This window comes from Paenibacillus sp. FSL W8-0187, from assembly GCF_037969755.1.
Lineage (GTDB): Bacteria > Bacillota > Bacilli > Paenibacillales > Paenibacillaceae > Paenibacillus_AQ.
The window spans coordinates 6,659,655-6,682,211 of sequence record NZ_CP150206.1; the positions used below are offsets into that span (position 1 = coordinate 6,659,655).

General features: G+C 48.8%; 22 protein-coding genes and 1 other annotated feature. Of the genes, 1 reads left to right on the forward strand and 21 read right to left on the reverse strand.

The window, feature by feature from the left end; all coding sequences use genetic code 11:
* Positions 1–84: 84 nt before the first annotated feature.
* The 17 genes from MKY48_RS30330 to cysE all read right to left on the reverse strand — a co-directional run bounded on the left by MKY48_RS30330 (position 85) and on the right by cysE (position 17,690).
* Positions 85–336 carry a ribosomal L7Ae/L30e/S12e/Gadd45 family protein gene (locus MKY48_RS30330; RefSeq protein ID WP_006212931.1) on the reverse strand — a complete coding sequence of 84 codons (252 nt, stop codon included), beginning with the start codon at positions 334–336 and terminating at the stop codon, positions 85–87.
* A 168-nt stretch (positions 337–504) separates the two neighbouring features.
* A complete protein-coding gene (gene rpoC / locus MKY48_RS30335; protein ID WP_076326228.1) occupies positions 505–4,119 on the reverse strand; it encodes a DNA-directed RNA polymerase subunit beta' in 3,615 nt (1,204 codons plus the stop codon).
* 93 nt (positions 4,120–4,212) lie between these two features.
* The gene (gene rpoB, locus MKY48_RS30340) at positions 4,213–7,758 is read right to left on the reverse strand and encodes a DNA-directed RNA polymerase subunit beta (protein WP_339268322.1); all 3,546 of its coding nucleotides are present in this window, start codon (positions 7,756–7,758) and stop codon (positions 4,213–4,215) included.
* Positions 7,759–8,106: 348 nt separating this feature from the next.
* Entirely contained in the window at positions 8,107–8,712 is a 606-nt protein-coding gene (locus MKY48_RS30345) for a class I SAM-dependent methyltransferase (protein WP_339268324.1), read from the reverse strand.
* Between the two features lie 183 nt (positions 8,713–8,895).
* Positions 8,896–9,258 (reverse strand): 50S ribosomal protein L7/L12, encoded by a 363-nt coding sequence (gene rplL / locus MKY48_RS30350; RefSeq protein ID WP_009591984.1) that lies wholly within the window; start codon positions 9,256–9,258, stop codon positions 8,896–8,898.
* A 68-nt stretch (positions 9,259–9,326) separates the two neighbouring features.
* Complete coding sequence (gene rplJ, locus MKY48_RS30355) at positions 9,327–9,830, reverse strand: 50S ribosomal protein L10 (protein WP_090914113.1); 504 nt, start codon at positions 9,828–9,830, stop codon at positions 9,327–9,329.
* 58 nt (positions 9,831–9,888) lie between these two features.
* Positions 9,889–10,047: a sequence feature (ribosomal protein L10 leader region), on the reverse strand.
* 69 nt (positions 10,048–10,116) lie between these two features.
* A complete protein-coding gene (gene rplA / locus MKY48_RS30360) occupies positions 10,117–10,809 on the reverse strand; it encodes a 50S ribosomal protein L1 (RefSeq protein ID WP_009591966.1) in 693 nt (230 codons plus the stop codon).
* Between the two features lie 80 nt (positions 10,810–10,889).
* A complete protein-coding gene (gene rplK, locus MKY48_RS30365) occupies positions 10,890–11,315 on the reverse strand; it encodes a 50S ribosomal protein L11 (RefSeq protein WP_076326233.1) in 426 nt (141 codons plus the stop codon).
* A gap of 71 nt (positions 11,316–11,386) precedes the next feature.
* Positions 11,387–11,920 carry a transcription termination/antitermination protein NusG gene (gene nusG, locus MKY48_RS30370; protein WP_006212939.1) on the reverse strand — a complete coding sequence of 178 codons (534 nt, stop codon included), beginning with the start codon at positions 11,918–11,920 and terminating at the stop codon, positions 11,387–11,389.
* 21 nt (positions 11,921–11,941) lie between these two features.
* Positions 11,942–12,133, reverse strand: coding sequence for a preprotein translocase subunit SecE (gene secE, locus MKY48_RS30375; protein WP_006212940.1), 192 nt, complete (start codon positions 12,131–12,133; stop codon positions 11,942–11,944).
* A 24-nt stretch (positions 12,134–12,157) separates the two neighbouring features.
* Positions 12,158–12,307, reverse strand: a complete 150-nt coding sequence (gene rpmG / locus MKY48_RS30380) for a 50S ribosomal protein L33 (RefSeq protein WP_006212941.1) — start codon at positions 12,305–12,307, stop codon at positions 12,158–12,160.
* A gap of 573 nt (positions 12,308–12,880) precedes the next feature.
* Positions 12,881–13,525 (reverse strand): RNA polymerase sporulation sigma factor SigH, encoded by a 645-nt coding sequence (gene sigH / locus MKY48_RS30385; RefSeq protein WP_006212942.1) that lies wholly within the window; start codon positions 13,523–13,525, stop codon positions 12,881–12,883.
* Between the two features lie 206 nt (positions 13,526–13,731).
* Positions 13,732–14,250 carry an NYN domain-containing protein gene (locus MKY48_RS30390; RefSeq protein ID WP_076326260.1) on the reverse strand — a complete coding sequence of 173 codons (519 nt, stop codon included), beginning with the start codon at positions 14,248–14,250 and terminating at the stop codon, positions 13,732–13,734.
* 5 nt (positions 14,251–14,255) lie between these two features.
* A complete protein-coding gene (gene rlmB / locus MKY48_RS30395) occupies positions 14,256–15,008 on the reverse strand; it encodes a 23S rRNA (guanosine(2251)-2'-O)-methyltransferase RlmB (protein ID WP_076326234.1) in 753 nt (250 codons plus the stop codon).
* Between the two features lie 87 nt (positions 15,009–15,095).
* On the reverse strand, positions 15,096–15,539 hold the full coding sequence (locus MKY48_RS30400; RefSeq protein ID WP_339268328.1) for a Mini-ribonuclease 3: 444 nt from the start codon (positions 15,537–15,539) through the stop codon (positions 15,096–15,098).
* Positions 15,536–16,942 (reverse strand): cysteine--tRNA ligase, encoded by a 1,407-nt coding sequence (gene cysS, locus MKY48_RS30405; protein ID WP_098749107.1) that lies wholly within the window; start codon positions 16,940–16,942, stop codon positions 15,536–15,538. The genes MKY48_RS30400 and cysS overlap by 4 nt, the downstream gene beginning before the upstream one ends.
* 58 nt (positions 16,943–17,000) lie before the next feature.
* The gene (cysE, locus tag MKY48_RS30410; protein ID WP_076326261.1) at positions 17,001–17,690 is read right to left on the reverse strand and encodes a serine O-acetyltransferase; all 690 of its coding nucleotides are present in this window, start codon (positions 17,688–17,690) and stop codon (positions 17,001–17,003) included.
* Between the two features lie 181 nt (positions 17,691–17,871).
* Between cysE and MKY48_RS30415 the strand changes: the two genes are divergently transcribed.
* Complete coding sequence (locus MKY48_RS30415) at positions 17,872–18,123, forward strand: hypothetical protein (protein WP_339268331.1); 252 nt, start codon at positions 17,872–17,874, stop codon at positions 18,121–18,123.
* Positions 18,124–18,363: 240 nt separating this feature from the next.
* Here MKY48_RS30415 and gltX read toward each other — a convergent pair whose 3' ends face one another.
* The 4 genes from gltX to MKY48_RS30435 all read right to left on the reverse strand — a co-directional run bounded on the left by gltX (position 18,364) and on the right by MKY48_RS30435 (position 22,243).
* The gene (gltX, locus tag MKY48_RS30420) at positions 18,364–19,827 is read right to left on the reverse strand and encodes a glutamate--tRNA ligase (protein WP_339268333.1); all 1,464 of its coding nucleotides are present in this window, start codon (positions 19,825–19,827) and stop codon (positions 18,364–18,366) included.
* A 69-nt stretch (positions 19,828–19,896) separates the two neighbouring features.
* Positions 19,897–20,385 carry a 2-C-methyl-D-erythritol 2,4-cyclodiphosphate synthase gene (gene ispF, locus MKY48_RS30425; protein ID WP_076326238.1) on the reverse strand — a complete coding sequence of 163 codons (489 nt, stop codon included), beginning with the start codon at positions 20,383–20,385 and terminating at the stop codon, positions 19,897–19,899.
* Complete coding sequence (ispD, locus tag MKY48_RS30430; protein WP_339291810.1) at positions 20,382–21,077, reverse strand: 2-C-methyl-D-erythritol 4-phosphate cytidylyltransferase; 696 nt, start codon at positions 21,075–21,077, stop codon at positions 20,382–20,384. The genes ispF and ispD overlap by 4 nt, the downstream gene beginning before the upstream one ends.
* A gap of 77 nt (positions 21,078–21,154) precedes the next feature.
* Entirely contained in the window at positions 21,155–22,243 is a 1,089-nt protein-coding gene (locus tag MKY48_RS30435; protein WP_339291811.1) for a PIN/TRAM domain-containing protein, read from the reverse strand.
* Between the last annotated feature and the right edge of the window lie 314 nt (positions 22,244–22,557).

Consider the following 22,557-nt stretch of genomic DNA (forward strand, 5'->3'; position numbering starts at 1 on the left):
AGACCCAGGCGGTTCATAAAAGGACAAATGAAAAGTTTTTGCCGAGAGAAGTAACGCCTTCTCCAACAAAAACGATTTCTCAAATCATGATTTCAAGACAGCTACCATAGCTGCACCAACTTCAATACCGCATGCTTCTCCAAGCTCTATCATCGTGGGTACATAGTTGATATGCACACCATTCTTATCACACTCGGATACGACTTTTGAAATCAAACGTTGGTCGCAATCTTCAGCCACATAAACCTCTGCAGCCAAACCGGATTCAACGGCCTTCATCGTTTGTTTGGTGCCAATCTTGATGTGTGCATCCTGTAATCCTTTATCATTAGACACAAGTCATTCCTCCAAAAGAACAGGGAACAAAGAAACTATTCACGCACCTTTGCTATATTAGCATCTGCCCTAAGCGATGTCAAGCTATTAAATCAGGAAAAAGAAACATTGGGACGGAGAAATTCAGCATCTTACGACGCGAAAATCTCCCCGTCACCTGACTGTCTCTTAATCTATAGAAGCTGTTTCGAGTTCCTGACTTTCGTCATTCACATCGTTTTGTCCCGCGAACTTCACGCTGCGATAACGGTTCATACCCGTTCCCGCAGGGATCAGTTTACCAATGATAACATTCTCTTTCAGACCAAGCAGTTGATCGACTTTACCTTTGATTGCAGCGTCAGTCAACACGCGAGTTGTCTCCTGGAAGGAGGCCGCTGACAAGAACGAATCGGTTTCGAGAGATGCTTTTGTAATCCCGAGGAGAACCGGTTTGGCAACTGCTGGTTCTTTCCCGGAGAGAATAGCGTCTTTATTGGCTGTCTCGTATTCATGCATATCCACGAAGGAGCCTGGCAACAGGTTCGTATCTCCCGCATCAACGATACGGAATTTACGCAGCATCTGTCTGATCATAACTTCAACGTGCTTATCGTTAATTTCTACGCCTTGGTTACGGTATACGCGTTGTACTTCCTGAAGGATGTAGTTCTGCACACCACGGATACCTTTGATGCGAAGCATTTCCTTCGGATCAATGGAACCATCGGTCAGTTCATCCCCGGCTTCAATGTGCTTGCCTTCGCTTACGCGCAGACGGGAACCGTAGGTAACTGCGTAAACCTTAGTTTCAGCTTCACCTTGAATTTCGATTTCACGACGGTCCTTCGTTTCGCGGATTTCTTTAACCACACCATCAATCTCACTAATGGTCGCTTGACCTTTAGGATTACGGGCTTCAAAGAGCTCCTGGATACGCGGAAGACCTTGTGTAATATCATCACCGGCAACGCCGCCTGTATGGAACGTACGCATCGTGAGCTGTGTTCCCGGTTCGCCGATGGATTGAGCTGCGATAATACCAACCGCTTCACCAATCTCAACATGCTTACCAGTAGCCAGGTTACGACCATAACATTTTTTGCAGACGCCATAACGTGCACGGCAGCTCAAGATGGAACGAATTTGCAGTTTCTCAACACCAGCTGCTACGATTTCCTCAGCTTTGTCGGAATCAATCAATTCGTTGCGATTCACGATGATCTCTTTCGTTTCCGGATGACGAACGGTTTCAAAGGCATAACGTCCCTCAATACGGTCATAGAGATCCTCGATAACTTCTTTACCGTCCTGAATACGGCTAACAGTAAAGCCTTTATCCGTGCTGCACTCATCTTCGCGAACGATAACATCCTGGGCCACGTCAACAAGTCGACGAGTCAAGTAACCGGAGTCAGCGGTACGAAGCGCTGTATCGGCAAGACCTTTACGCGCACCGTGCGTGGACAGGAAGTACTCGAGTACCGTCAGTCCTTCACGGAAGTTCGATTTGATTGGGAGTTCGATGATACGACCCGACGGGTTCGCCATCAGACCCCGCATACCACCGAGCTGAGTGATCTGTGATTTGTTACCCCGCGCTTTGGAATCCACCATGAGCATGATGGAGTTAAAGCGGTCCATCGATTTCATGAGTACATCCGTAATATCGTCTTTGGTCTTGGACCAGATATCGATAACACGGTCATAACGTTCTTCATTCGTAATCAAGCCGCGGCGATATTGGTTCGTTACCACTTTAACCTTCTCGTCGGACTCTTTCAGAATTTCATTCTTCTCGTCAGGTACGATAACGTCGGATACCGCAACGGTTACGCCTGCACGAGTAGAGTATGTGAAACCGATCTGCTTGATTTTATCCAAAATCACAGAGGTTTCGGTTGTATGGTACGTTTCAAAGCAGCGTGCAATGATGGAACCCAGATATTCCTTACCAACAGCACCGCTGATTGGCAGTTCTTGGATCACTTTTTGAATATCTGCACCCTTCTCATATACGAAATACTTCTCAGGCGTACCTTGCAGCAGGTTCGTACGAGTCGCTTCATTGATATAAGGGAAGCTGGCAGGGAAAATCTCGTTAAAGATAATCCGGCCGATCGTCGTAACCAACATCGCATTCTGCTGTTTTTCCGTAAAGCATGTTTTGCCCAGGGCTTTAACCGGAATCGCTACGCGTGCATGCAGACCAGCTGCTTCACGCTGATAAGCGGAAACCGCTTCGTTCACGCTGCCCAGAATCATGCCGGTACCTTTCTCTTCCTTGTTATCCATCGTGAGATAGAAGGAACCCAGTACCATATCCTGAGAAGGCGTAACAACTGGCTTACCGTCTTTCGGATTCAGAATGTTACCCGATGCCAGCATCAAAAGACGCGCTTCAGCTTGAGCTTCGGCAGACAAAGGAACGTGAACCGCCATTTGGTCACCGTCAAAGTCAGCGTTATATGCTGTACATACGAGCGGATGAAGACGGATCGCATGGCCCTCAACCAGAATCGGTTCAAATGCTTGGATACCGAGTCTGTGAAGCGTCGGTGCACGGTTCAGAAGAACCGGATGCTCTTTAATAACCTCTTCGAGCACATCCCATACTTCTGGACTTACACGTTCTACTTTGCGCTTCGCACTCTTGATATTATGTGCAAGGCCTTTGTTGACCAATTCTTTCATAACAAACGGCTTGAAGAGCTCAAGCGCCATTTTCTTAGGCAGACCGCATTGGTACATTTTCAGGTAAGGACCTACAACGATAACGGAACGACCAGAATAGTCAACCCGTTTACCGAGCAAGTTCTGACGGAAACGTCCTTGTTTACCTTTCAGCATGTGGCTGAGGGATTTAAGCGGACGGTTACCAGGACCTGTGACCGGACGACCGCGACGGCCGTTATCGATCAGTGCATCGACAGCTTCCTGCAGCATGCGCTTCTCGTTCTGTACGATAATATCCGGCGCACCGAGATCCAGCAATCTTTTTAGACGGTTGTTCCGGTTAATAACGCGACGGTACAGATCGTTCAAGTCGGAGGTCGCAAAGCGTCCACCATCAAGTTGAACCATCGGACGAAGCTCCGGTGGAATGACTGGCAGCACATCCATGATCATCCACTCCGGATTGTTGCCGGAGTTACGGAACGCCTCAATCACTTCCAGGCGTTTGATGGCCCGGTTGCGGCGTTGACCCTGTGCAGTGCGCAGTTCTTCTTTAAGGAACTCAAGCTCTTTGTCAACATCGATGTCTTGAAGAAGCTTCTTAACCGCTTCAGCACCCATGCCTGCTTGGAATCCGTAGCCGTACTTTTCACGGTAGCTGCGGTATTCCTTCTCGGACAACAGCTGCTTCTTCTCCAGCGGTGTATCTCCTGGATCGGTTACAACATAAGATGCGAAGTAAATGATCTCCTCAAGAGATCTTGGGGACATATCCAGAGCCAGACCCATACGGCTTGGAATCCCTTTGAAATACCAAATATGCGATACAGGAGCCGCAAGCTCGATATGGCCCATCCGTTCACGACGGACTTTAGCGCGTGTTACTTCAACGCCACAGCGATCGCAGACTACTCCCTTATAACGGACACGCTTATACTTACCGCAATGACATTCCCAGTCCTTCTGCGGACCGAAAATCCGCTCACAGAACAGGCCTTCTTTCTCCGGCTTCAATGTACGGTAGTTAATCGTTTCAGGCTTCTTCACCTCTCCGCGAGACCAAGAGCGAATTTTTTCCGGTGAAGCAAGACCGATTTTCATGTACTCAAAATTGTTAACGTCCAACAAGGAGCAACCCTCCTCAACCTAGTCCTATTTATGTGCTATACGACCATAACACCACCGCCGACCTATAAGCCGACGGGGGTGAATGATTGACCGTTATTCCACTCCGACTTCAGTGCCTTCCAAGTTAAGGCTCAGTTTATCACCTTGAGCATCGTCTTCGTCATCGAGTTCTTTCATCTCGATTTCCTCTTCATTCTCGCTCAGGATTTTGACATCCATACCGAGAGACTGAAGCTCTTTAATCAATACCTTGAACGATTCAGGAACACCCGGTTCCGGAACGTTCTCGCCCTTGACGATGGATTCGTAGGTTTTCACCCGGCCGACCACGTCATCCGACTTGACGGTAAGAATTTCTTGCAGCGTATAGGCAGCACCGTAAGCTTCAAGTGCCCATACTTCCATCTCACCGAAGCGCTGTCCACCGAACTGAGCTTTACCACCCAGCGGCTGCTGTGTAACGAGTGAGTATGGTCCCGTAGAACGGGCGTGAATTTTATCATCAACCATGTGCGCGAGTTTGATCATATGCATGACGCCGACGGTAACTTCACGTTCAAAACGTTCACCCGTCCGTCCGTCGTACAATACGGTCTTACCATTGCGCTGCATGCCTGCTTCTTCCATCGTATCAAACACGTCATACTCGCTTGCGCCGTCAAATACCGGTGAAGCCACGTGAATGCCGAGCTGGAGCGCGGCCATACCCAAGTGAACCTCGAGCACCTGACCAATGTTCATCCGTGATGGAACCCCTAGAGGGTTCAACACAACTTGAACCGGTGTGCCATCTGGCAGGAACGGCATATCTTCTTCAGGCAAAATACGGGCAACGACACCTTTGTTACCGTGACGTCCGGCCATTTTGTCACCTTCGGAGATTTTACGTTTCTGTGCGATGTAAACGCGAACCAGTTGGTTAACGCCCGGCGGCAATTCGTCACCGTTCTCACGTGTAAACACCTTCACATCCACAATGATCCCGTCACTACCGTGAGGAACGCGCAGCGAGGTATCGCGCACTTCGCGAGCCTTCTCACCAAAGATCGCATGCAGGAGACGCTCTTCCGCCGTCAGTTCGGTTACACCCTTAGGCGTTACCTTACCCACGAGGATGTCTCCGGCGCTGATTTCGGCACCGATGCGGATAATTCCGCGCTCGTCAAGGTTCTTCAGCGCTTCTTCCCCTACGTTAGGAATATCACGCGTAATTTCTTCTGGTCCGAGCTTCGTGTCACGAGCTTCGGATTCGTACTCCTCGATATGAATCGAAGTGTACACGTCCTCTTTGACCAGTTTCTCGGAGAGAAGAATCGCATCCTCGTAGTTGTAACCTTCCCAAGTCATGAACGCCACAACGACGTTGCGGCCCAGTGCCAATTCGCCCATCTCCGTGGATGGACCGTCTGCGAGAATATCACCTTTTTTGATGACATCGCCGCGTTTAACGATTGGACGCTGATTGATGCATGTTCCTTGGTTCGAACGCATAAATTTGTGTAATTTATGTTTAATAAGATCGCCTTTGACTTCTTGTCCGTCGACATTTTCCACACGGCGGACCCAGATTTCATTAGCGGATGAACGTTCAATAATCCCGTCATGTTTGGACACAATACATACACCGGAGTCTTTTGCAGACTTGTGTTCCATTCCAGTTCCGACCAGCGGAGCTTTAGGAATAAGAAGTGGAACAGCCTGCCGCTGCATGTTGGATCCCATCAGCGCGCGGTTGGAGTCATCGTTCTCAAGGAACGGAATGAGCGCCGTCGCTACCGACACTACTTGCTTCGGCGAAACGTCCATGTAATCTACACGGTCGCTCGGCATAGGAAGGATGTTATCGGATTGCTTGTTATAACGGACGATAACCATTTCGTCAGTGAAGGTACCATCTTCGTTAAGCTCGGCGTTCGCCTGGGCAACGATATAGTTATCCTCTTCGTCTGCAGTCAGGTAATCGATTTGGTCCGTTACTTTACCGGTCTTCGGATCCACCCAACGATACGGAGCTTCGATGAAGCCATATTCGTTGATGCGCGCAAATGTCGACAAGGAGTTGATCAGACCGATGTTCGGTCCCTCCGGTGTCTCGATTGGACACATACGGCCATAGTGACTGTGGTGAACGTCCCGCACTTCAAAGCCCGCACGCTCACGCGTCAAACCGCCGGGTCCGAGAGCTGACAGACGACGTTTATGCGTCAGTTCCGCAAGCGGGTTGGTCTGATCCATGAACTGGGACAGCTGGGAGCTGCCGAAGAACTCTTTAATCGATGCGATAACCGGACGTATGTTGATGAGCGCCTGCGGCGTAATCACATTAGCATCCTGAATCGACATTCTTTCACGAACGACACGTTCCATCCGGGACAAACCGATACGGAACTGATTTTGAAGCAATTCGCCTACGGAGCGCAGACGACGGTTACCCAGGTGGTCGATATCATCCGTGTTGCCGATTCCATGCAGCAAGTTGATGAAGTAGCTGATGGAAGAAATGATATCTGCCTGCGTAATATGCTTCACGGATTTATCAATGTTTGCGTTCGCGATGACCTTCACGACTTTTGCATCCTCGATTGGAGAGAATACGTCGATCGTTTGCAGCGGGATATCCTCGCTGTCCATCACGCCGCCGGTAACATGATAATTCTTAAAGCCCACGCTCTTCTCAAGGTAAGGCATGATCTCGTCCAAAAGACGGCGATCTACGGTTTGACCAGCTTCCGCAATGATCTCACCCGTATCGGTGTCTATCAAACTCTCTGCCAAACGTTGATTAAAGAGACGGTTCTTAATATGAAGCTTCTTGTTGATCTTGTAACGACCAACGTTAGCCAAATCATAACGCTTCGGATCGAAGAAACGGGCAACGAGAAGGCTCTTCGCATTCTCCAGTGTTGGCGGCTCGCCCGGACGAAGACGTTCATAGATTTCGATGAGCGCTTTTTCCGTAGAGTCGGTGTTGTCTTTATCCAGCGTATTTTGAATATATTCATCATTGCCCAGAAGATCCAGAATCTCGGCATCTGTACCAAAACCAAGTGCACGTAAAAGTACCGTTACAGGGATTTTACGGGTACGGTCGATCCGGACATAGATAATGTCCTTCGCGTCCATCTCCAGTTCAAGCCAAGCGCCGCGGTTAGGGATAACTGTTGCAGTGTACGTCGTCTTACCGTTTTTATCCACTTTTGTGCTGAAATAGACGCTGGGAGAGCGAACCAACTGGCTGACAATAACCCGTTCGGCACCATTGATAATGAATGTTCCGGTTTCCGTCATTAACGGGAAGTCTCCCATGAACACTTCCTGCTCCTTGACCTCTCCGGTCTCCTTGTTAATGAGCCGGACTTTCACGCGGAGCGGCGCCGCATAAGTAACGTCGCGTTCTTTCGCGTCATCGACGGTGTATTTCGGTTCTCCAAGGCTGTAGTCAATGAACTCTAGTACCAAATTACCTGTGAAATCCTGAATCGGCGAGATGTCCTGGAACATTTCGCGGAGTCCTTCCTCCAAAAACCATTCATAAGATTTTTGTTGGATTTCAATCAGGTTCGGAACTTCGAGTACCTCGTTAATACGAGCATAACTCCGCCGAGTGCGTCGACCATATTGAACAAGATGTCCTGCCAACTTAAACTCACCCCTCATGTCTACTCACTTTAAAAATTTCATTGCGAACCTCTGTTTGTAACACTATAATGGAACATACAGAGGACACTCCCATAAATAGAGAAAAGCCCTTATCGAATACCTTTTCGAAAAAAGAGCAGCTTATCCATGGTTATGATAATCATCTCATATCCTGTAGATTTGCCCAAAATGTACATATTATACGTCAATATGATCGACTTTATGCATCTTTCCACACATTAAGTCTTGACATTTCAGCCAACTAAAGACAAAGAGACCATCCTAATACTGACATTTTATAATAATACCATACCAGCAAACCCAAGTCAACAGCCTAGTCGAACTATTTTAAGAAGATTTAGTCGCTCTGAATATCCGGTATCCTTTATCCTTCGTTACTTCCTCAACCTGATGAAATAAACTCTCCAGTTTCGCTTTCGCTGAAGGTGCGCCTTGCTTCTTCTGAATCACAACCCACAGTTGCCCATTCTCACGCAAATGCTTCCACGATTCTTCGAATATAGCATGTACCGTCTCTTTCCCGGCACGGATCGGCGGATTGGTTAGAACCACGTCAAATTGCTGATCCTGAACCGCGGCAAACAAATCGCTCTCCAAGATGGTCACATTGGATATACCATTACGTTTCGCATTCTCCTTGGCTAATTCGACAGCGCGACTGTTGATGTCGATCATCGTCACATGTCCTTGCGCAGCCATTCTTGCCGCCGACAGACCGATCGGACCATATCCACAGCCTACATCCAACACTTCAACATGCTGGTTAAAATCCATAGCCTCTATTAATACCTTGCTGCCATAATCCACGCCACTCTTAGAGAATACGCCCGCGTCACTGATAAAGTTGAAAGTCTGCCCCCGAAGCTCCGTCTTTAACTCCTTACGGTCATGAGCAATTTCCGGCTGATTCGAGTAATAATGTTGATTCGGCATCATTTCCTCCGTCTTGAATCAAAGTCTACCCGCCTAAGATATTTCACTCTTAAGCGCTCTTATTTCAGTATAACCTTAGTTGCGGAGAATCAGTACCTTGTGGTCTCCCCGCCACAATAACAAACCCCTTGAACAAATATTCAAGGGGTTTGATTCTTGCTGACGTGAATCTCAAGAAGCTAATTACTTAACTTCTACGGATGCGCCTGCTTCTTCCAATTTAGCTTTAACAGCTTCTGCTTCTTCTTTAGCTACTTTTTCTTTCAATGGTTTTGGAGCGTTGTCAACCAGTTCTTTTGCTTCTTTCAAGCCAAGACCTGTGATTTCGCGAACCACTTTGATTACGTTGATTTTGGACGCGCCTGCGCTAGTCAGGATTACGTCGAATTCGGATTGCTCTGCTTCAGCAGCTGCACCAGCGCCACCTACAACAGCTACTGGAGCTGCAGCAGTTACACCAAATTCTTCTTCGATTGCTTTTACAAGATCGTTCAGTTCCAGAACAGACATACCTTTAATTGCTTCCAAGATTTGCTCTTTGCTCATTTAAGTTGAACCTCCATTTATTATTAAGATTTTATAGTTGTTGTTACACAGCTTCAGCAAGACAAAGCTTATGCGCCTTGTTCTTCCTTCTCAGCAACAGCTTTAACTGCAAGCGCGAAGTTGCGCACTGGAGCTTGAAGCACGCTGAGGAGCATGGAGAGGAGACCTTCGCGGGACGGAAGTTCTGCCAGAGCTTTGATTTCGCTCTCTCCGATTACACGGCCTTCTACTACGCCGCCTTTCAATTTCAACGCGTCGTTTTTCTTAGCAAAATCATTAAGGATTTTTGCTGGAGCGACAGCGTCATTGGTACCAAATGCAACAGCTGTTGGACCAGTCAGGACTTCGTCCAGATCAGACAGCTCTGCTGCCGCAGTTGCACGGCGAAGCAGTGTGTTTTTCAGTACTTGGAACTCGACGCCAGCTTCACGAAGCTGTTTACGAAGTTCAGTTACTTGCGCAACGTTCAGTCCGCGATAGTCAGCAACTACTGTCGATACGCTTTCGCGCAGTTTAGCAGCAACGACATCAACCGCTTCTTGTTTCGCTTGGATCACTTTTGCGTTTGCCAATGATTACACCTCCTGGTTGTATTAGTAGCGTAAGAGCACCAAGCTCTCCGCTCTTCCTACGGGCACTAAAAAAGCCTCCGTAGAATCACGAAGGCCTGATGAATCATCATTTGGCCGGTGTAACCGGACAAATTGTTGACGTTCTATCATAACACCTCGGTAGGAAATTAAGCCTGCTTAGGGCACCTACTGTCTACGGTAAGCATATTCAACTTTAAGGGTCAGTCTCAAAGACTCACAACTGTTACATAATATCAAACTTCATTGACCAAAGTCAATGGTAATATTATCTGTAAACGGTTGTGTTCACGCGAGCGCTTGGTCCCATAGTCGAGGAAACAGCGATACCTTTCAGGTAAACACCTTTAGCAGCAGCTGGTTTCGCACGATTCAATGCATCGATGAGAGCTTTGAGGTTCTCATTCAATTGAGCTGCATCGAAAGACACTTTACCGATTGGCGCGTGAATTTGACCTGCTTTGTCCAGACGGTACTCGATTTTACCGGCTTTGATTTCTTGAACAGCCTTAGCAACATCGAATGTAACCGTACCAGCTTTAGGGTTAGGCATCAGGCCTTTACCACCGAGCAGACGGCCAAGTTTACCGACTTCACTCATCATATCAGGTGTAGCTACGCAGACATCAAACTCGAACCAGCCTTGTTGAATTTTGTTGATCATGTCTTGATCGCCAACAAAATCAGCGCCAGCCGCTTCTGCCTCTTTCGCTTTTTCACCTTTTGCAAATACCAGAACGCGTTGTGTTTTACCTGTGCCGTGAGGCAAGACAACAACACCACGAACAGCCTGGTCTTGTTTACGTGGGTCTACACCCAAACGTACAGCCGCTTCAACAGTTTCGTCGAATTTGGCAGTTGCAGCCTTCTTCACAAGCTCTACAGCTTCCAAAGGCTCATAAGTTGCTTCGCTGTCAATCAGCTTCGCAGCTTCAACGTATTTCTTACCGTGTTTAGCCATGTTTGTTTTCCTCCTTTGTGGTGTTAGCGGAAATTCCTCCCACATAATCCGAACCTCGTTCGGTTTCAATCGAGAGACAATTAGTCTTCGATTGTGATACCCATACTACGGGCAGTACCTTCTACCATCTTCATTGCAGCTTCAACAGATGCAGCGTTCAGGTCAGGCATTTTTGTTTCAGCGATTTGACGAACAGCGTCACGCTTAACAGTAGCCACTTTCTTCTTGTTAGGCTCGCCGGATCCTTTTTCGATCTTAGCAGCCACGCGAAGCAGAACAGCAGCCGGTGGAGTTTTAGTGATGAATGTAAAGGAACGATCTTCAAACACCGAAATTTCAACCGGAATGATCAGACCAGCTTGATCAGCAGTACGTGCGTTGAATTCTTTACAGAATGCCATGATGTTGACACCCGCTTGACCCAATGCAGGACCTACTGGAGGAGCCGGATTCGCTTTACCTGCAGGAATCTGCAGTTTCACAATCTTGATAACTTTCTTAGCCATGGTTGACACCTCCTTGCATCAATAGTGGTAGCGGACGCTTTGACACGCCCTCCCACAAGAAACCCGAAGAATTAAATCTTCTCCACTTGAGTATAATCCAACTCCAGCGGGGTTTCCCGTCCAAACATGTTGACGTGAACTTTCAACTTGCTCTTTTCAGCCAAAATCTCTTCCACGGAGCCCACAAAATTCGCAAAAGGACCAACCTTGATACGAACGGATTCCTTGATGTCGAATTCGATCTTCGGTTTCGGCTCTTCCATGCCCATATGCTTCAGAATCTGTTCTACTTCTTCTGGAAGCAAAGGCGTCGGTTTAGAACCGGACCCTGTCGAACCAACAAAACCGGTCACTCCTGGTGTATTGCGGACAACATACCAAGAATCATCGGTCTGAATCATTTCGACCAAGACATATCCCGGGTAAACTTTACGCATGACGGTTTTTTTCTTGCCGTCTTTGTTTACGATTTCTTCTTCCATCGGAACAAGAACGCGGAATATTTTGTCCTCCATGCCCATGGACTCGACACGTTTTTCCAAATTGGCTTTGACTTTATTCTCATACCCAGAGTAGGTATGAACTACGTACCATCTTTTTTCCATATCAAGCCACCTGGGACCCTTCTAAATTATCGCTTCGATCACAGCGGAAATACCGATGTCTACAACCCAAAAATAAATCGTGACAAACACTATGGTGCCGAGAACAATTAAAGTATAGTTCGTCAGTTCTTTACGATTGGGCCAGCGAACTTTTTTAAGTTCCGCCCAGCTTTCAGAGAAAAAGGAAAACAGAGACTTGAAACCACGTTTCACGCCGACTACACCTCCAAAAGAAAACTATCTGGTTTCGCGATGAGGAGTTTGCTCGTTACAGAACTTGCAAAATTTCTTCATCTCCATGCGGTCGGGGTGATTTCGCTTGTTTTTGGTGGTTGTGTAGTTTCTTTGTTTGCAGCTTGTACAAGCCAAAGTGATAATTACCCGCATGATGTGCACCTCCCGAAGACGTCCTTCTTTGTCAGAAGAATCGATATTGATCCTAGTAGAAACAACCTTGTTCTCATCGAAACTCGGTTATTTCTGCGAGATGAATAAAACCGTTGTTCCAAAAACTGTAACAACGATCCATTCATAAAACACGCGAATTTAGGCCTACCTAAAACACTTTATCACAAGGGTAGCGCCATTTCAAGCCTTTTTCTCTCTGATTGTGGGCTGCAATAAATGCCATTGCCAGCTAGACCAGGGAATTCGTCCCCGGAATATTGTAAACACCTCGCTGTAAAAAACTGTGGCGTTTCACAGTCTTTGTCCATCCTGCATAGCATTTAGTCTATATCCAGTATGTTCAATCTTTCAACAGATGAAACACCAAATATTACACATTTTGCTTTTGCGAAAATGGACATCCTTGATTATCGTCCTATCCTGTCTGCCAACTAAAAATAATGGCGACAAAGTACACGGAGATCCTTCGCCGGCCATCCTGATTTAAAAAGCAATCAGGCAATTAAAAAAAGGCTCTGATTGAGCCTTCTGCTTCTTATCCGACACTTGCTATTAATTATCCCTGACTTCCAGATAACGTTCAAGCTTGCGCTTTACCCGCTGGAGTGCATTGTCAATCGATTTTACATGACGCCTTAAATCTACCGCAATCTCTTGATAGGATCGACCGTCCAAATAGAGCATCAGGACTTTCCGTTCCAGATCGCTTAAGATTTCTGACATCTTGTCTTCCAGGCCGACAAATTCCTCTTGATTAATAATCAGTTCCTCCGGATCGCTTACCGCAGTGCCACAAATGACATCCAACAGTGTACGGTCCGAATCCTCATCATAAATCGGCTTGTCCAATGAGACATACGAATTGAGCGGAATATGCTTCTGTCTCGTAGCGGTCTTAATTGCCGTAATGATCTGTCTAGTAATGCAGAGCTCGGCAAAGGCCTTGAACGAAGACAGCTTATCCCCTTTAAAATCACGAATTGCCTTGTACAGCCCGATCATGCCTTCCTGGACAATATCTTCCCGGTCAGCACCAATCAGAAAATAGGAGCGGGCTTTAGCACGTACAAAATTCCGGTATTTATTGATCAAATACTCCAGCGCCCCGCTATCACCCTCGCGGACCGCCTCGACAATGTCTTCATCACTTATCACATCATACCCTGACAACATGACTTCCTTGAGGTCCACACTCAATAGAATCCCTCCGGCCCGGAACGCACGGTAGCCCGTCACTCTCTTGAAATATATGACAAGTATATATGATGTCTACTAGACCGTCAACTACGTTCTACCTAAAATAGACCGATAATAACATTTAATGTAAACTTTTTTCGTAGATTCATATACCGTTTTCATTCTCCAAATGAGCCGACCTTTCGTCCCTATTGTGTAAAACAGTTCTATTCCCTTCGCCAGCGCTCGAACATCTGTCTCACATCCGGCGGCAGCTTCCCGTCAAGTGTATTCCGGCTCTTGGTCTGCTCTTTCGTTATTTTCTGCTTCACTTCGCGCTCGCTCTGTTCCACTTCGTTTAGCAATTCCCGGGCGGACAACCTGAGTGCTCCCCGAGCAAAAATCACATGCTGCTCAATTAAATCGCTGGTCGCCACATAAATTTTTCGCCGGCGGTGGCTGAACTCTCCGACTAGTCGTTCAATGCACTCATCTGCGGTTTCTTTTTCCTTAGTAAAAAACACCTGAACCTTGCCTTGCGTGTAGGATTTCCCCAGCCCAGGGACCCGGTATGCGTCAAAAATCACCACGACTCTGAGGCCGGAATACGCCTGGTAATCCGCTAATTTCTCCAGCAGCAGGTCTCGCGCATCATGCATGCTGCTATTGGCGAGCTTCGCAAGATATGGCCAGCCGCCGATCATATTATAACCGTCGACCAGCAGCACATCCCGCCAATCGGCCATCATTGCTAACCTTGAAGGCGGCGACGGCGAAGCACTTCGTACATAACGACACCTGCGGCAACCGAGGCGTTAAGCGAGTTGATTTTTCCGGCCATCGGCAGTTTCACAAGCACATCACATTTTTCACGGATCAGACGCCCCATTCCTTTACTCTCATTACCGATAACGATAGCAACCGGCCCGTCAAAAACCTCAGTGTCATACAATTCCTGAACAGCATCAACGACCGTCCCGACAACCCACACGCCCATTTCCTTCAGTTGATCGATGGTTTGGCCCAGATTGGTCACTCTGGCTACGGGTACATACTCTACTGCGCCAGCAGATGTTTTGGATACCGTTGCCGTTACTTGTGCGGATCTGCGCTTAGGCAGTATGACGCCATGAGCACCCGTGCAGTCTGCCGTACGGAGAATCGAGCCCAGATTGTGCGGATCCTCGATCTCGTCAAGCAGCAGCAAGAAAGGCGGTTCGCCCTTTTCCTCCGCAACCTTCAGCAAATCTTCCACTTCCACATAGGCATACGGTGCCGCTTGGGCAACCACGCCTTGATGCTGTACCCCTGGAACCATCTGATCCAGCTTGCGTTTGTCCACATGCTGAATGACAATGCCCAGTTTCTTCGCTTCCGCGATGATCGGCAGGGTCAGATGTTTTTGCGCATTTTCGGCAATCCATATTTTATTGATCGTACGTCCTGATTTGAGCGCTTCCGTTACGGAGTGCTTACCAGCTACTACTTCCTCTTCTTGCAACATGTAGGTCTCCTCCTGCATATCAGCCGGCGTCCCCTTTGAGAAACACCGGCTGTATCGTTTCAATGTTGATCTCTATTGCCTGACGGTCTATTTAACAGACCCCTCAATAAACTCGATGCTCTTCCCAATGAGCTCGCGGAGACGATCCTGCTCCCCCGTATAATATAAATACCCAACGAGCGTCTCAAATGCCGTTGCATGCCGATATTCGAGCACGTCGGCATTTTTGGGGATGCTGCCTGATTTGGCATTGCGTCCTTGACGCACAACATCGCGTTCTTCTTCCGTCAGCTCCGGATCCAGATAAGCCAATATTCGGCTCTGTGCCTTCGCCGACACAAATCCTGTTGCTGTCCGGTGCAAGTGATGGGGGCGGAGATTCGCTCTTGATATCAAAAACTGCCGCACCGCCACCTCATAAATGGCATCTCCGATATAGGCAAGCACGATGGGCGGGATTAACCGGGCCGGCTTCGACGGCGGAAAATCGAACCAGCCTACCGCGGGATCATGATGCTCAGGCCCGCTCATTTACGCCGCCAGCGCATACCTTGCGCCGTATCCTCAAGCACGATGCCTTCGTCCGCCAGCTTGTCGCGGATTTCATCCGCTCGCGCCCAGTTTTTATTCTTCCGGGCTTCGATACGTTCGGCAATCAGAGCTTCAATCTCCTCATCCAGCAATTCATCCGTGCCTGTATTTACGATGCGCAGCACGCCGTTCATTTCGTTGAAAGCACGCAGCACTTCATGCAGGTCAGCCGCAGGAATCGAGGCTTCCTTCAGCAGCTGATTCGCCTCGCTGGCCCATTGGAACATGGCGGTGATGGCATCCGGCGTGTTGAAATCATCCTGCATTTTCTGGTGGAATTCGACAAGGACGGCCGATATTTTATCCGCAACTTCCTGGCTTACGTTATCGTCCTTCGAACCGATCGCGGTACTCAATCGATGCTCGACATTAGCCGCCGCATTCGCCAGACGTTCCACGCTGTTCTGTGCCTGCTCCATCACCTCATCGCTATAATTCAGCGGGTTGCGGTAGTGGGTGGACAACATGAAATAGCGGACAGCTTCTTTTGTATATTGTTCACGAAGTTCCTTAACCAATACACCATTACCTAGCGATTTCGACATTTTCTCGTTATTGATGCGGATATAACCATTGTGCATCCAATAGTTCGCCAACGGTTTGCCTGTCAGCGCCTCGGACTGCGCCACTTCGCATTCATGGTGCGGAAACTGGAGGTCTTGACCGCCGCCATGGATATCCAGCGTATCCCCGAGATAACGACGGGCCATGGCGGAGCACTCAATATGCCAGCCCGGGCGGCCGTCGCCCCAAGGGCTGCTCCAGTAGATCTCTCCGGGCTTCGCAGCTTTCCATAGCACGAAGTCCTCCGGGTTTTCTTTCCGCTTATCCACTTCAATCCGGATACCAAATTGCAGCTCATCGAGATTTTGCTGGGACAGCTTGCCGTAATCGTCAAATTTGCGGGTCCGGTAAAAGACATCTCCCCCGTTCTCATAAGCAAAGTCGCGGTCAATGAGCTCCTGGATAAATTCAATAATGCTCTCCATATTGTCCGTTACCCGCGGATTTAATGTCGCTCTCGGTATACCGAGACCGTCCAGATCTTCGTAATAGGCGTTAATAAACTTATCCGCGACCTCCGGAACGGTAGTACCGGTTTGCTCCGCTTTCCGGATCATTTTGTCATCTACATCCGTAAAGTTCACCACGTAATTCACATCATTACCCTGATTCTCAAAATAAGCTCGAACCACGTCGAAAAAGATCATCGGACGGGCATTCCCGATATGGATATAATCGTACACGGTAGGACCGCACACGTAGATCTTTACCTTTCCAGGTTCCTGAGCAACAAACGTTTCTTTCATACGGGTTAACGTGTTATAGATTTGAAGTGCCATAAGGTATCATCTCAATCCTTTCATTCCATCGCTTATTGTTCCTTCACGGCTTGCGGGTTTACTCTTCTTTGGCCGAAGACACAACGACCTCGGATACCATGCCTTTAGGCTGGTTTCGTTTGCTCTCATGAAGCTCCGCCCGGAGCTGATCGATCTCCTTCTGCATTGAACGCAGCATATCCACAATCGGATCGGGCAGATTCGTGTGATCCAGCCGGTCGCGCACCCGCTCCCCGTTCTGTTTCACAATTTTTCCCGGATTGCCGACAACGGTGCTGTTTTGGGGGACTGGTCTTAGTACGACTGCATTGGAACCAATGTTACAGTTATCCCCAATCGTAAAGGAACCTAGCACTTTCGCCCCCGATCCGATGACCACGTTGTTGCCGATGGTCGGGTGCCGCTTGCCTTTCTCCTTACCGGTTCCACCAAGCGTAACCCCTTGGTAGATCACCACGTCATCCCCAATCTCACAGGTCTCTCCAATGACAACCCCCATCCCATGGTCTATGAACAGCCGATGCCCGATACGGGCTCCCGGATGAATCTCAATCCCTGTCATAAACCGGCTGAACTGGGAGATCAACCGGGCCAGCGTATACCATCGCCGCTTAAATAATGCATGAGCTACCCGGTGCGCCCACAGTGCGTGAAGCCCCGAGTAGGTGAATACCACTTCAAAAAGTCCCCGGGCAGCCGGGTCATTCTCGAACACTGTCCGAATATCCGATTTCATCTGTTTAAACATGAACGCTCCCTCTTTCCCCTCTTCCAATCGCGCATGCAACTTGCCATCCATCGTTATTCCTGTAAATAAAAAACGCCCCTGCAGCTTATCGCTGCAGAGGCGCTAGACCGCGGTTCCACTCTGCTTAGAACCGGCACAAGCCTCCTCCCTTCGTCAGGGACGGATTCTACCGATTCTCTTCATGTCATTAACGGCAGACGACCGGCATGATCTAACGATTGTGTTCGCTTCAACCATGCAGCTCACAGGTGCATTTCCGCTGCAGGCGACGGGACAACTCTCAGCCGGCAAATTCAAGTGGTCCTTGTCTTCTGCCGATTGTCCTCTCTGGAACGTGCCTGTTTTACGCGTACTTCTCCTGATCGTAGCTTTTGTACGTTTATATTTGTTGATCTATGTGAAGGAAACAACGCTCTATAGAACGCTGCGCTGACGGATTGTGCTTCCGATCGCTGTTGCCTTCCGATTTCTTTAACGATATCACATAGGTGGAAATCGGAAGACAAAGGCGAACGCTTCGCTTCTACAGCACAATTCCGTCCTCTCCGCTGCTTCTCCGTATGAGTTGTTGCTACCTAACCTAGATCAAAGAATATTTCACTTATAGTTTGGTGTAATTATAACTGATGATATACGGGCTGACAAGGAACGTTTATTCGAAGAAGCGCCCGAATTATGCGCCCTTGATCTGAGAACGCAAACGGTCAAGCACACGATCCTTACCAAGCAGCCAAATCGTCTGGTTCAGGTCCCGGCCATGAGTTTGTCCCGTCAAGGCTACGCGGATCGGCATAAAGAGCTGTTTGCCCTTAAATCCGGTCTCCTTCTGGACTTCCTTGATCAGTGCCGCAATCTTCGGAGCGTTAAACTCATCCGACTGCTCGATCTTCGCAAGGAATGCCGACAATACGGCGGGCACCTGCTCGCCGCCCATCACTTCAATCCCTTCGGAATCCAGCTCCAGATGTGTGCGGAAGAACACTTCCGACAGATCCACGATATCCGAAGCAGCAGTCAACTGCTCCTGATAGAGCGCCACGAGCGCGCGTGCCCATTCCTCTTGCTCGGCCGTAAGCTCGGACGGCAAGCGACTGGCTTTCTGCAAATGCGGAATGGCTAGATCGGCAATCCGATCCGGATCCGCATTCTTGATATACGTGTTGTTCAGATGAGCCAGCTTGTTTGTATCGAATACCGCCGGGCTCTTGGATAATCGATGCTCATCAAAGATCGAGATCAACTGCTCTTGGGAGAACACTTCCTCTTCCCCTTCCGGAGACCAGCCAAGCAGCGAGATGAAGTTGAACAGCGCTTCAGGCAAATAGCCAAGCTGGTCATACTGCTCAATGAACTGAATAATCGATTCATTACGCTTGCTCAGCTTCTTATGATCCTCGCCCACGATCAGGGTCATATGTCCGAACTGAGGCGGCTCCCAGCCAAAGGCTTCATAGATCATCAGCTGACGCGGCGTATTGGAGATATGATCCTCCCCGCGGAGCACATGGCTGATCTTCATCAGATGATCGTCCAAAGCTACAGCGAAATTGTAGGTAGGAATGCCGTCTTTTTTAACGATGACGAAGTCGCCCGTCTCTTTGCTGTTAAACGAAATCGTGCCCTTCACCATATCATCGAACGTGTAGATACGATCTTCTGGAACGCGGAAGCGGATGCTGGCCACACGACCTTCAGCCTCAAGTGCCTGACGCTGCTCTTCCGTCAAATCCCGGTGCTTCCCGGAATAGCGCGGTGTTTCGCCGCGAGCCATCTGCTCTTCCCGCTCCTGCTCCAGCTCTTCCTCCGTGCAATAGCAGCGGTAAGCAAGCCCGCGATCCAGAAGGTCCTGCCAATATTCTTTATAAATATCAAGACGCTCGGTCTGGCGATAAGGTCCGTACTCGCCTCCGACATCCACGCTCTCATCCCAGTCCATGCCCAGCCACTTCAAGTATTTCAGCTGGCTTTGCTCTCCGCCTTCTACGTTGCGTTTCACATCCGTATCCTCGATGCGGATAATGAATTTCCCGTTGTTCTTGCGGGCAAATAAATAATTGAATAATGCCGTTCTGGCATTGCCGATATGTAAATGTCCCGTTGGACTCGGTGCATAGCGCACGCGGACTTCTCCGGTCATTGTAACCCCTCCGCTTCCCTATTCTTTCAAGATTCCTCGCTCAAAAAACTCCCTTATTGAACACATACTTCAAGATGATAGCATACCTTTTACGAGGCAGACAACCGATTGCGCGGCGATACCTTCGCCCCTGCCAGCAAACCCGAGCTGCTCGGTGGTGGTCGCCTTCACATTAACCTGATCCACCTCGGCATCCAGCGCTTTGGCGATCACTTCCGCCATTTGCGGAATATATGGCGCCATCTTCGGCTTCTGCGCAATAATTGTAGAATCGATATTACCAAGTCTATACCCGCGTTCCTTCGCCATGACCCATACCTGCTCCAAAAGCTTCAGGCTGTCGGCGTCTTTAAAGGCAGGATCATTATCAGGAAAATGACGACCAATATCGCCAAGCCCAAGCGCTCCCAAAATCGCGTCCGTTACGGCGTGCAGCAGCACGTCGGCATCGGAGTGCCCGAGAAGTCCCTTGTCATAAGGAATCGTGACGCCTCCTATGATGCACGGCCTTCCTTCTACGAGCTGATGTACGTCAAACCCCTGTCCTACTCGAATCATCCCATGTCCTCTCCCTTACGTTTCTGTAAAAAAGCTGCATATTCCAGATCCTCCGGTGTGGTAATCTTAATATTGCTGTATTTCCCCTCCACCACGGTTACCGGATGTCCTGCTCGCTCCATCAGCATGGCATCGTCAGTGCCTGTAAACCCATCCTTCGCAGCAGCCTCATGTGCAGACAGCAGGTCGGAAAGACGAAAAGCCTGTGGGGTCTGGACGGCCCACAGACTTTGACGGTCCGGGGTGCCTGTAATCAGCCCCTTACCGTTCACCTGTTTAATCGTATCCTTCACGGGGACCCCAAGTACCGAGGCGCCCTCACGGATTGCCGCATCGCGGCAGACTTCAATTTCCTCTTGCGTTACAAACGGCCTTACGCCGTCATGTATCATTACCCACTCTGAAGAAATTTGCTTGATGCCCTGGTATACGGACTGCTGCCTCTCGCTTCCCCCGGGGATTACAGCGGACACCTTGTTCAAACTGTATTCCTGAATCCAGGATTCGCAGCGAGGGACATCCTCCATCCCCGTCACAAGCACAATTTCCTGCAGCCATGGTATCCGGCTGAATGCTTCAAGCGTATGAACGATAATGGGCTTTCCATTCAGAGCCAAGTACTGCTTGCTCTCCCGGGTGCCCATCCTCGTTCCTTTTCCCGCCGCTACAATAACAGCGCCGAAGTTACTCATCAAGCACCAAACTCCTGTCTCACCCAACACGTCCCAAACGGACGAATAGCGGATATGTATATCCCCATCATACCCCTTTACTGGGCTTTTTCCAACAGTTTTGGTTTCGCGAAGATCATCCGGCCCGCTGAGGTTTGCAGTACGCTGGTAACGAGCACCTCCATCATCGTGCCGATGTACTCGCGACCGCCTTCCACGACGATCATCGTGCCGTCATCCAAATAAGCGACGCCTTGACCATGCTCCTTGCCGTCCTTGATAATCTGTACCAGAATTTCCTCCCCTGGCAGAACCACCGGTTTCACCGCGTTGGCGAGATCATTAATGTTCAACACCGACACGCCCTGCAGCTCACAAACCTTATTTAAGTTAAAATCATTCGTAACTACTTTGCCTTGAAGCACTTTGGCCAGTTTCACCAGCTTGCTGTCGACTTCGGATATTTCCTCAAAGTCCCCTTCATAAATGAGCACCTTGACGTCCAGCTCTTTCTGGATTTTGTTCAAAATATCAAGACCCCGCCGGCCGCGATTTCGCTTAAGAAGGTCTGAGGAATCCGCAATATGCTGAAGCTCCTCCAGAACAAACTCAGGTATGACAATCGTTCCTTCGATAAATCCGGTCTTGCAAATATCTGCAATTCTCCCGTCAATGATGACACTCGTATCCAAAATTTTATGTTCCTCTATGCGCCGGCCCTCAGGCTCAGCAGCTTGACTCCACTTGCCCGACATCCATAGAGAAGCCAGTTCATCCTTCTTTTCCAGTCCAATGCGAAACCCGATGTAACCACCGAGCAGCGTAATGCCAACCTGGAGCAGCTGCCCTACTTGTCCGAGCAAGGACAACCCTGGTGACAGCAATACAGACAGCAGCAGGCCGCTCAACAGTCCGGCAGTACCCGCAGCCAGCTCATTCATCGGAATCCGGGAGAACGAAGAGATCAGGCTGTGCAGCCATCTCGTTACCCGATCCGCTGACAGCACGCCGATCATGCCAAACAATAATCCTCCAAGCACCGCGAAGGCTCCGCTTCCCGCTGCAAATAAACCTTGTCCAAAAATAGGCGAGAGCTCTAAGAAAGACCGTTCCATTGTATGATATAACGTATACCCGCCCCATGCTCCGCATAATACTGTAAATGCTAAAATAGCTTTTTTTACCATGAGCTTCCGCACACCTCCTTTTTATACATAAATATCTTTGCTTCTATTTTCCAGTATGGTCCAATTTATAAAGTCGTAATCGTGCCGCCCCATCTTTTTTAAGATAAAAGTTTTCAGTGAATCCAAATGAATTGGATAATCGTAAGAAAAACATCCTCAAATATGCAGTCTATCTTCTGTAAAAGTGCGCCTATTGACGCTTTTTTATCCTATTTCCATATCCCCATATCCTACCGGTTTTGCCTACCCCCATCAGGCTTTGACGTGTACTTACATCAACCTCACAAATGGAATTGACCGCCTTCGGACACCTG

Bases quoted from the DNA above. Each gene is read 5' to 3' on its own strand.
- MKY48_RS30345 (WP_339268324.1), bottom strand. From the start codon at position 8,712: ATGCCGAATCAACATTATTACTCGAATCAGCCGGAAATTGCTCATGAC.
- rplL (WP_009591984.1), bottom strand. From the start codon at position 9,258: ATGAGCAAAGAGCAAATCTTGGAAGCAATTAAAGGTATGTCTGTTCTG.
- rplA (WP_009591966.1), bottom strand. From the start codon at position 10,809: ATGGCTAAACACGGTAAGAAATACGTTGAAGCTGCGAAGCTGATTGAC.
- rplK (WP_076326233.1), bottom strand. From the start codon at position 11,315: ATGGCTAAGAAAGTTATCAAGATTGTGAAACTGCAGATTCCTGCAGGT.
- nusG (WP_006212939.1), bottom strand. From the start codon at position 11,920: ATGGAAAAAAGATGGTACGTAGTTCATACCTACTCTGGGTATGAGAAT.
- rpmG (WP_006212941.1), bottom strand. From the start codon at position 12,307: ATGCGGGTAATTATCACTTTGGCTTGTACAAGCTGCAAACAAAGAAAC.
- MKY48_RS30390 (WP_076326260.1), bottom strand. From the start codon at position 14,250: ATGGCCGATTGGCGGGATGTGCTGCTGGTCGACGGTTATAATATGATC.
- rlmB (WP_076326234.1), bottom strand. From the start codon at position 15,008: ATGTTGCAAGAAGAGGAAGTAGTAGCTGGTAAGCACTCCGTAACGGAA.
- MKY48_RS30400 (WP_339268328.1), bottom strand. From the start codon at position 15,539: ATGAGCGGGCCTGAGCATCATGATCCCGCGGTAGGCTGGTTCGATTTT.
- cysS (WP_098749107.1), bottom strand. From the start codon at position 16,942: ATGGCACTTCAAATCTATAACACGTTAACCCGTATGAAAGAAACGTTT.
- cysE (WP_076326261.1), bottom strand. From the start codon at position 17,690: ATGTTTAAACAGATGAAATCGGATATTCGGACAGTGTTCGAGAATGAC.
- MKY48_RS30415 (WP_339268331.1), top strand. From the start codon at position 17,872: ATGTCATTAACGGCAGACGACCGGCATGATCTAACGATTGTGTTCGCT.
- gltX (WP_339268333.1), bottom strand. From the start codon at position 19,827: ATGACCGGAGAAGTCCGCGTGCGCTATGCACCGAGTCCAACGGGACAT.
- ispF (WP_076326238.1), bottom strand. From the start codon at position 20,385: ATGATTCGAGTAGGACAGGGGTTTGACGTACATCAGCTCGTAGAAGGA.
- ispD (WP_339291810.1), bottom strand. From the start codon at position 21,077: ATGAGTAACTTCGGCGCTGTTATTGTAGCGGCGGGAAAAGGAACGAGG.
- MKY48_RS30435 (WP_339291811.1), bottom strand. From the start codon at position 22,243: ATGGTAAAAAAAGCTATTTTAGCATTTACAGTATTATGCGGAGCATGG.